This window comes from Kitasatospora sp. NPDC058115 (assembly GCF_042884635.1).
Classification (GTDB): domain Bacteria; phylum Actinomycetota; class Actinomycetes; order Streptomycetales; family Streptomycetaceae; genus Kitasatospora.
The window spans coordinates 98,785-106,495 of the sequence record NZ_JBHVTL010000018.1; the positions used below are offsets into that span (position 1 = coordinate 98,785).

The 7,711-nt window shown below is 76.9% G+C and carries 6 protein-coding genes; 4 read left to right on the forward strand and 2 right to left on the reverse strand.

Annotated elements, in window-relative coordinates; genetic code table 11:
• Positions 1-389: 389 nt before the first annotated feature.
• A complete protein-coding gene (locus tag ACFVVL_RS20345; RefSeq protein ID WP_380422664.1) occupies positions 390-2,186 on the reverse strand; it encodes an AAA family ATPase in 1,797 nt (598 codons plus the stop codon).
• Between the two features lie 205 nt (positions 2,187-2,391).
• Between ACFVVL_RS20345 and ACFVVL_RS20350 the strand changes: the two genes are divergently transcribed.
• From ACFVVL_RS20350 to ACFVVL_RS20365, 4 genes are all read left to right on the forward strand, one after another.
• Positions 2,392-3,261: a 2-oxo acid dehydrogenase subunit E2 gene (locus ACFVVL_RS20350; protein WP_387677083.1), complete on the forward strand. Its 870-nt coding sequence runs from the start codon at positions 2,392-2,394 to the stop codon at positions 3,259-3,261.
• A complete protein-coding gene (locus tag ACFVVL_RS20355; protein WP_380298258.1) occupies positions 3,258-4,346 on the forward strand; it encodes an alpha/beta hydrolase in 1,089 nt (362 codons plus the stop codon). The genes ACFVVL_RS20350 and ACFVVL_RS20355 overlap by 4 nt, the downstream gene beginning before the upstream one ends.
• Positions 4,347-4,462: 116 nt before the next feature.
• Positions 4,463-5,302: a BTAD domain-containing putative transcriptional regulator gene (locus ACFVVL_RS20360; protein ID WP_387677087.1), complete on the forward strand. Its 840-nt coding sequence runs from the start codon at positions 4,463-4,465 to the stop codon at positions 5,300-5,302.
• Positions 5,299-6,105 (forward strand): thioesterase II family protein, encoded by an 807-nt coding sequence (locus ACFVVL_RS20365; RefSeq protein WP_387677090.1) that lies wholly within the window; start codon positions 5,299-5,301, stop codon positions 6,103-6,105. The genes ACFVVL_RS20360 and ACFVVL_RS20365 overlap by 4 nt, the downstream gene beginning before the upstream one ends.
• A 257-nt stretch (positions 6,106-6,362) precedes the next feature.
• Here ACFVVL_RS20365 and ACFVVL_RS20370 read toward each other — a convergent pair.
• Positions 6,363-7,711: SDR family NAD(P)-dependent oxidoreductase (locus ACFVVL_RS20370; RefSeq protein ID WP_387677093.1), on the reverse strand; the 1,349-nt coding region annotated here is incomplete at its 5' end.

Consider the following 7,711-nt stretch of genomic DNA (forward strand, 5'->3'; position numbering starts at 1 on the left):
ACACCCAACTCGCGTCAGGTGCAGGCCGCGTGGACCCCGCCCGCCCGGGCGGGCACGCCCGGCGGTGCTCCTCGACCACCATACGAACCAGCGCCGCACGGGAGCCGACACCCAACTCGCGTCAGGTGCAGGCCGCGTGGACCCCGCCCGCCCCGGCAGGCACGCCCGGCGGTGCTCCTCGACCACCACACGAACCAGCGCCGCACGGGAGCCGACACCCAACTCGCGTCAGGTGCAGGCCGCGTGGACCCCGCCCGCCCCGGCAGGCACGCCCGACGGTGCTCCTCGACCACCACACGAACCAACGCCGCACGAGAGCCCACACCCAACTCGCCGTACACGCGGGCCCTGCGCACCCCGACCGCCCCGGCGGGCGCAGCCACGACGCACTACGACGCCCGACGGTGCTCCTCGACCACCATACGAACCAGCGCCGCACGGGAGCCGATACCCAACTTGCGGTACGTGCGGGCGATGTGGACCTCGACCGTGCGGGCGCTCAGTCCGAGCCGGTCGGCGATCTCGCGGCTGCGCAGGCCGGTGCCGGCCAGTTCGGCGATCTCGCGTTCCCGCTCGGTGAGCAGCTCGAAGGAAGGACCGGCCGGCTCGGCCGTTGCGGCGGGCAGGGCCGAGCGGGGCGGCCGGGCGGAGGCCGGCCTCCGGGACGGGGCCGCGCCGCGGCGGCCCGGCCGCTCCTCGGCCTGCGGCCGGCCGGGCCCGGACGCGTCGGCACGGCTCCCCCGGCCCAGCCGCGCGGTGGCCTCGGCGAGCAGGCCGCGCGAGCCGGTACGGGCCGCCACCTCGCCCGCCGCGGCGAGCAGTTGGCCGGCCACCCGGTCGTCGGCCGGGTCCTGGTGGCCGAGGGCCGTGAGCGCGGTGCCGAGCCAGTGCCCGGCCAGGTCGGTGTCGCCGCTGCGCAGCGCGGACCGGGCGGCCTCGGCGAGGACGGCCGCGTCCTGCGGGTCCCGCCCCGGGGTGGCCCGTTCGATGTGCGGGGCGAGCCGTTCGGCAGGGGCGCCGCGGCCCGCGAGGACGCCGACGGCCCGGCGGTGGGCGTCGGAGCGCCAGCAGAAGTCGGTGCCGTCGTGGACCAGCCAGCGCACCAGCGGGTGCCGGAAGGTGCTCCGGGGGCCGCCGGCCAGCGGTCGCAGCAGGTCGAGCCGGCGCAGGTCGTCGATGGTGCGGCAGGCCTCGTCCTCGCTCGTCCCGGCGACCGCGGCGACCGCCCGGGCGTCCAGCTCGGTGCCGAGCACCGAGGCCGCGTCGAGGACGAGCCGCTGCTCCGGGCCGAGGACGGCGAGTTCGGTCACCAGGTGCCGGGCCAGCCGGTCGGGCAGCGCGGCGTCCGGCGGCAGGCCGCGCAGGTCGGCCAGCGAACCCTCCGGGCGGCCGGACAGCCGGCCGGGGCAGACCCCGGCGAGTGCCAGCAGGTAGAGCGGGTTCCCGTGGGAGTCCCGGTGCAGGGCGCGCAGCCGGGGGGTGGTGGCGGGCAGGTCGAGCAGTTCGGCGGCCTGGGCGAGGCCGAGCCGGCCGAGCTCGATCCGCCGGGTGGTGCCGAGCTGGCTGCCCCGGGCGAGGGTGGCGCGCAGCGTCTGCGGGGTCTGCCGGGGCCGGTGGGAGACCACCAGCGCGAGCGGGGCCCGCACCGGCCAGCGGATCAGCCGGTCGAGCAGCGCGAGCGAGCCGGGGTCGGCCGCGTGGACGTCGTCCAGCACGATCAACAGGCCCCGGCAGGTGTGCTGTTCGAGCAGCGCGCGCAGCCGCTCCGGGTTCGGGCAGCCGTCCGTCGAGGCCTCCACGGAGACGGAGATCCGCCGGAGCAGGGCGAGCAGTTCGTCGCGCAGCCCGGCGAGGTCGGCGAGGCCGATCCAGTCGCGCAGGATCTGCACGAACAGGGCGCCGGCCAGGTCCTGTTCGGCGGGGTCGGCCAGGGCCCGCAGGACGGTGAAGCCGCGGGCCGAGGCGTCCTCGGCGAGTGCGGTGAGCAGCCGGGACTTACCGCTGCCCGGGTCCCCGGCGAGCTCCACCACGGTCTGCCGACCCGATGTCACCTCGTCGAGCACGTCCCGCAGTTGGTCGAGTTCGGCGCGCCGGACGGTGTCCGTGCGGAGGCTGATGCGGTCGCGGGCCACGCTGCCGGCGTCCCGGAGTTCTCGGGTCCCTCGGGTCTCTCGGACTGCGATCACGGTTGCTGCCCCTTCCCCCGGTGGCGGGCGGAACCGGCGGATCCCCCCGACCGCTGTCGATCATAGCTTCGAACACGGGACAACCGGCCGGACGAAACAAGGATTTCACGAACCCCGTGACCGGTCCGGACCTCCCGCTTCAGGTCTCGTTTGGCCTCGTCCGCCAGGCTCGGCACCTCTGCCGGTCCGACCCGAGAGGCCCGTGATGACCAATCCGACCGGAGCCGGTCTCCGTCTCGCACCACCGCCGCGCGAGCGACGGCACACGCTGTACTTCCTGGAGGCGATCCGGGACTTCTCGCCCGTCTTCCTGGACACCGAGGTGGACGCCACCCGCCTGCTGGAGGACCGCGCCCGGGCCCGGGCGACCGGACAGCGCCGCTCGGTGGTCGGCTACCTGCTGGTGGCCGCGGGCGGGGTGCTGGCCCGTCACCCGGAGGCCAACTCCGCCTACCGGGGCGGCCCGCGCCCCCGGGTGGCCGCCTTCCCGACGGTGTCCGGCAAGGTCACCCTGGACCGCACCCTCGGCGGCACCCGGGTGGTGCTGTCCACCGTCGTGCCCGAGCCGCACACCGCCGGCCTCGCCGAGGTGCAGCGCCGGCTGGACCGCGTGCTGGACGGCGACCCGGCCGAGCTGCCCGAGTTCGCCGGCATCCGGGCCCTGCACCGGCTGTCCTGGCTGCGCGGCCGGCTGCGGTTCGCCCGGGCCGCCCGCGACCTGCGGCTGCGCCCGCTGATCACCGGGACCTTCGCGGTCACCTCGCTCGGCCACCGGCCGGTCGACGGCTTCCACTCGGTCGGCGGGACCACCGTGACGCTCGGCGTCGGCCGGATCGTCGAGCGCCCGGTGGTCCGGGACGGCGCGATCGTCGCCGCCCCGGTGTTCCGGCTCAGCCTGGCCTTCGACCACCGGGTCATCGACGGCGCGGAGGCGGCGGACGTCCTCGCCGAGATCCGTGCCGCGCTGGAGGAGTGGCCCGGCCCCGGGGAGGACGAACCGGCCGCCGAACCGGCCACCGAACCGGTGACCGAACCGGTGACCGGCCCGGCCGTCCGGTCGGAGGCGAGCGCATGAGCGGCCGGGCCCCGGCGAACGACCTCGCCGAACTGAAGCAGTTCGTGGTGGCGCAGGCCACCTCCCAGGGCATCACCCCCGCCGAGTACGGCGCCGTGCTGGACGGCGTCGTGGACGACGGCGACGGCGGCCCCGGCTCCTGGGTGCGCCGCTGGACCGAGGCGGGCGACCGGCTGGAACGCGACGGCCGGCTGCTGGAGGCCGGGCGCTACTACACGATGGCCCGCTTCCCCTACCCCTCCGGTTCCGCCCGCCGGGAGGCCGAGGACCGCGCCCGCGCGGTGTTCGCCCGCTGGGCCGCCGGCTTCCCCGGCATCGAACGGATCGAGGTGCCCACCGCGGCCGGCCCGGTGGCCGCCTGGGCGGGCGGGCTGTCCGCGCGGGAGCCCCGGCCGCTGCTGCTGATGTCGGGCGGGATCATCAGCCTCAAGGAGCAGTGGGCACCCGTCCTGCTGCAGCTGGCCGAGTTCGGCCTGGCCGGGGTGGTCACCGAGATGCCCGGCGTCGGCGAGAACCCGCTGCCGTACGACCTGACGGCGCCCGCGCTGCTGCCGGCCGTCCTGGACGCCGTCGCCGACCGCGCCGACACCTCGCGCACCTACGCGCTGGCGCTCAGCTTCAGCGGCAACCTGGCGCTGCACGCCGCGCTCGCCGATCCCCGCATCCGCGGCGTCGTCGGCGCGGGCCTGCCCGTGCACGACTTCTTCACCGACCGGGTGTGGCACGCCACCGTCCCCCGGGTCACCGTGGACACCCTCGCCCACCTGGCCCGCACCGACGCCGGATCCGTGTTCGACGCCCTCGCCCCGCTCGCCCTGGGCCCGGACCGGCTCGGGGCCGTCGACGTCCCGGTGGCCCTGGTCACCAGCGCCCGCGACGAGATCATCCCGCCCTCCGACACCGACCGGCTGCTGCGCTCGCTGCGCAGCCTGCGCCTGCGGGTGCACGACGACGTGCACGGCTCGCCCCGGTTCTTCCCGCAGACCCGGCTCTGGACGCTGCTGACGGTCCTGCGGATGAGCGGCGGCCCCTTGGAGCAGCGGCTCGCGCTCGCCGCCGAACTGCGCGCGCTGGACCGGAAGTGAACCGGCGGTAAGCAACACGCGAGGGCCGGGGGCGTCCGTACGTAGTTCCGCTGATGCGCGGACGGCCCCCGGTGGGACAACCTGGGCCGGACGACATCCCCCCCCAGGAGGCCACTGTGAAGTACAAGTTGCTCGGGAGCCTGCGCGTCACCACGGAGCACGGCACCTCGGCCGTCAAGGCCCGGAACATGGAGGTGCTGCTGGCGACCCTGCTGATCCGGGCCAACGAGGTGGTGTCCGTCCCGCAGCTCGGTTTCGAGATCTGGGGCGACGCCCCACCACGACGTCACCTGGCCGCGATCCACGTCTACATCTCCCGGCTGCGCAAGCTGCTCGCCGACGGCCGGCCGGAGAGCGTCATCGCCACCCAGTCCCCCGGGTACGTCCTGCGCCTCGGCCCGCAGGACCGGCTGGACTCCGACGACTTCCAGCAGCTGATGCAGACCGGGCGCACCGCCGCCCGCGAGGGCCGCACCGAACAGGCCGCCGCCGCCTTCGAGGAGGCCCTCGCCCTGTGGCACGGCCCCGCGCTCGGCGACCTGCGCTCCGGGCCGATCCTGGAGGGCTTCGCCACCTGGGCCGAGGAGGCCCGGCTGGAATGCCTCGGCATGCACGTCGAGACCGGCCTGGCCACCGGGCGCCACCGCGAACTGATCGGCAGACTCTACTCGTTGGTCGCCGAGCACCCGCTGCACGAGGCCTTCCACCGGCAGCTGATGATCGCCCTGTACCGCTCGGAGCGGCAGGCCGACGCGCTGCGCGTCTACCGCGCGGCCCACCGCACCATCACCGCCGAACTCGGCATCGAGCCCGGCCGGGCGCTGCGCGAGGTGCAGCGGGCGATCCTGCTGTCCGACCGCCGGCTCGACCTGCTCCGCCCGCAGCGGGGCGAGTCCGGTGAAGCCGCCGAGTCCGCCGAGCGGGCCGGCCGTGCGGAGCGGCAGGCCGCCGCATGAGCGCCGTCGGCACCCCGTCCGTCGACAGCGCCCTGTGGGTGCGCCGGCTCGGCGGCGGCCCCGCCGCCCCCGCCGCCCCCGCCACCCCCGGCGCGCCGCTGCGGCTGCTCTGCCTGCCGCACGCGGGCGGCTCGGCCTCGGTCTTCCGGCCCTGGTCCGCGGCGGCCGGCCCGGAGGTCGAGGTGCTGGCCCTGCAGTACCCGGGCCGTCAGGACCGCTACCGGGAACCGGCCGTCGCGGACCTCTCCCGGCTGGCGGACCTGGCCGCGCCGGCCGTCCGGGCCGAGGTCGGCGAGGGCCGCTACGCCCTGTTCGGCCACAGCATGGGCGCCCTGCTCGCCTTCGAACTCACCCGCCGCCTCGAACGCGACGGCCGTGCCCCGGAGCTGCTCGTCGTCTCCGGCCGGCGCGCGCCCTCCACCCGGCGCGACGGCGAGTACGACCACCTCACCGACGACCGGGCCCTCACCGCCCACCTGCGGGAGCTCAGCGGGACCGACCCGCGGCTGCTGACGGACGAGGACGCGCTGCAGATGATCCTCCCGGCCGTCCGCGCCGACCTGACGGCCGTGGGCGGCTACCACGCCGGACCGGAGGTGACCGTGCGCACGCCCGTCCTCGCCCTCACCGGCGACACCGACCCCTGGGTCACCCCCGCCGAGGCCGCCGCCTGGCAGGGGCACACCACCTCCGGCTTCGAGCTCCGGATCCACCCCGGCGGCCACTTCTACCTCGACGGGCGCGAGCGGGAGCTGCTCGCGCTGCTGGGCGACCGCCTCGGCCTCGCGCCGGCCCCTCGCTGACCGCTCCACCGCACTCCGCCGGAGTGGGAAGTCGGACCCGCCGACTTCCCACTCCGGCTCTTTGCGTTGCTTCGGTCCTTCGGTGTTGCTTCGGCTCCTCGGCGCCGCATCGGTCCCGGTCCCGGTCCCGGCCGCGTCGTGGCGCGGGGCGCGGGGCGTGGGGCGTGGGCCGGGCCGGGCCGGAGAAGGGGCCGGACGCGGCGAGGCCCGGTGCCGTCCGGTCGACTGCCGGACGGCACCGGGCCTCTCCCCGGCCGCTACAGGCCGAGCTGCCGGTCGATCAGGTCGAACAGCTCGTCGCCGTCGGCCTCCTCCAGCCGGTCGGCGAAGCCGTCGCCCCCCTCCGCCGCCCGGGCGGCGCGGACCTGGTCCAGGGCCGCCTGGAGACGGGCCGCCAGCTGGTCCAGCTCAGCCGCCCCGGCGCCCCCGGCGGTCAGCCCGGCCAGCGCCGACTCCATCGCCGCGAGCCCGGCGAGCGGCGAGGCCGCCGCGGCCCGGTCGGCGCCGGCGTCGTCGGCGCGGCCGTCCTGACCGGCCGGGGTCACCAGTCCGGTCAGGTGCCGGGCCAGCGCGGCGGCGGTGGGGTGGTCGAACAGCAGTGTGCTGGGCAGCCGCAGCCCGAGCAGGGTGCCCAGGCGTCCGCGCAGCTCCACCGCCGTGAGCGAGTCCAGCCCCAGGTCCAGCAGTCCCCGGTCCACCGGCAGAGCACCCGGATCGGCGTGTCCCAGCACCTCGCCGACCGAACGGCGCACCAGGTCCAGGACGGCCCGACCGCGCTCCTGCGGCGCGAGTGCGGCCAGCGTGCCGCGGCGGTCCGGCTCGGCGGGGGCTGCCGCGCGTTGCGGCGTCCGGCGCCCCAGCAGCTCGCGCAGCGCGGCCGCCGGCCCTCCGCCGGACCCGCCGGCCCCGGGCGCCGCCAGCCGGGCGGCGACCGCGACCGGCCGACCGGCCGTCAGGGCCTCGTCCAGCAGCGCGAGCGCGTTCGCGGCGGGCAGCGGGGCGATCCCGGTCCGGGCGATCCGCGCCCGGTCGGCGACGCTCAGCTTCTCCCCCATGCCGTCGCCCTCCCACAGGCCCCACGGGAGGGAGAGCGCGGGCAGCCCGGCCTCGTGCCGGTACCCGGCGAGTGCGTCGAGGAAGGAGTTCGCGGCCGCGTACGAGCCCTGCCCGGCCGTCCCGAGCACCCCGGCGACCGAGGAGAACAGCACGAACGCCCGCAGCGGCAGCTCCCGGGTCGCCTCGTGCAGCGCCCACGCACCGGCCACCTTCGGCCGCAGCACGGCGGCCACCCGCTCGTCCGTCAGCCCCTCGACCAGCCCGTCGTCCAGGACACCGGCGGCGTGCACGACCCCGGTGACCGGAAGGCCGTCCGGCGCCTGCGCCAGCGCCGCCCGGACCGCCGCCGGATCGGCGACGTCACCCGTGACCGGCACCACCGCGACCCCCTGGCCCACCAGTTCCTCGGCCAGGCCGGGCGCCACCCGCCCGCTACGGCTCAGCAGCACCAGCCCGCGTACCCCGTGAACCTCCACCAGGTGCCGCACCAGCACCGCCGCCAGCGCCCCGGAGGCGCCGGTCACCAGCACACTGCCACCACCGAACGCCC